1 protein-coding gene is annotated in these 1145 nt (G+C 58.7%); it reads left to right on the top strand.

The genetic code is table 11. From position 1 onward, the window contains the following. Window positions 1-72 precede the first annotated feature (72 nt). Window positions 73-1134: an IS630 family transposase gene (locus C6W91_RS21110; protein ID WP_370571606.1), complete on the top strand. Its 1062-nt coding sequence runs from the start codon at window positions 73-75 to the stop codon at window positions 1132-1134. The last annotated feature ends 11 nt before the right edge of the window (window positions 1135-1145 follow it).

The following is a 1145-nucleotide window of genomic DNA, read 5'->3' as shown; positions in this document are numbered from 1 at the left end:
TATACCCGGAGTCACTGAAGACCCGAGATTTGAAGGGTTGACGTGCAAGAAGGTGGCGATTCAGTTAACGACATGATCCGTCCCGGTTTTCTTACCCCTTCAGAGCGACGTGAGCTTGTTGCTTGCGTGCGCAGCCATCGCGAAGACCACGGCGTTGCAAGGCGCGCCAATGCAATCTTGCTCCTTGATGATGGGAAGTCCTGTCAGGCCATCGCGGAGTTTCTCTACTTGGACGATGATACCGTTCGAGGCTGGTACAAGACCTACCGGGAGGGTGGCTGGGACGCCCTTTCGACCGACGGCTGGAAGGGCGGTCAGTCCCGCATGACTGCGGCTCAAGAGACGGAGCTTTGCGCATGGCTGGACGAACGCTTCTGTCGATCCACCGTAGAGATCAGGGCGCATATCGCGGCGCAGCATGGCATGGACTACTCCCACTCGGGCTGCATCAAGCTCTTGTCACGGCTGGGCTATGAGTACCGAAAGCCGAAAGGGCTTCCGCGCGTCGCAAGTGCTGAGAAGCAGGCCGAATTCATTGCCATGTATGAGCGACTGCTGATCGGTTTGGGTGCCGATGAAGCCGTATACTTCGCCGATGCGGTGCATCCCGAGTATCAGACAAAGCCTGCGTTTGGCTGGGTCAAGGCAGGATCAAACCTCGCCGTGACAACCACCGCCGGGCGCGGGCGCGTGAACATCCATGGCGCGCTCAACCTTGAGAACTTCGATGCGCCCTTTGTCGAACCCACCACGGTGGACGGGGTCAGCGCGGCACAGCTTCTCGCCAAGATCGAGGCGCGCAACCCCGACAAACGCCTCATCCATGTCATCTGGGACAACGCTGCTTACCACAAGGGCCCAGACGTTCGTGAATTCCTCGCTCGGCCCGACTGCCGCATCCACCTAATCCAACTGCCGCCCTACTGCCCGCACCTGAACCCGATCGAGCGATTATGGGCCGTCATGCACCAATGCGTCACCCACAATCACCACTACCCCACGCAAAAGCAGTTCGCAGATGCGATCCTGAGGTTCTTTCGGGAGACCCTGCCCAACGAGTGGGAAACCTTCCGAAACCAAGTGTCAGATAGCTTCAGGGTCGTCACTCACGAGAAATTTCGGGTTTTGGGGTAGGCGCGGTATAG

Origin of the sequence: Phaeobacter sp. SYSU ZJ3003, assembly GCF_041300735.1 — a bacterium.
GTDB lineage: Bacteria > Pseudomonadota > Alphaproteobacteria > Rhodobacterales > Rhodobacteraceae > Phycobacter > Phycobacter gallaeciensis_A.
The sequence above is the reverse complement of the archived record's forward strand: the minus strand, read 5'-3'. Positions and strand labels throughout refer to the sequence as shown.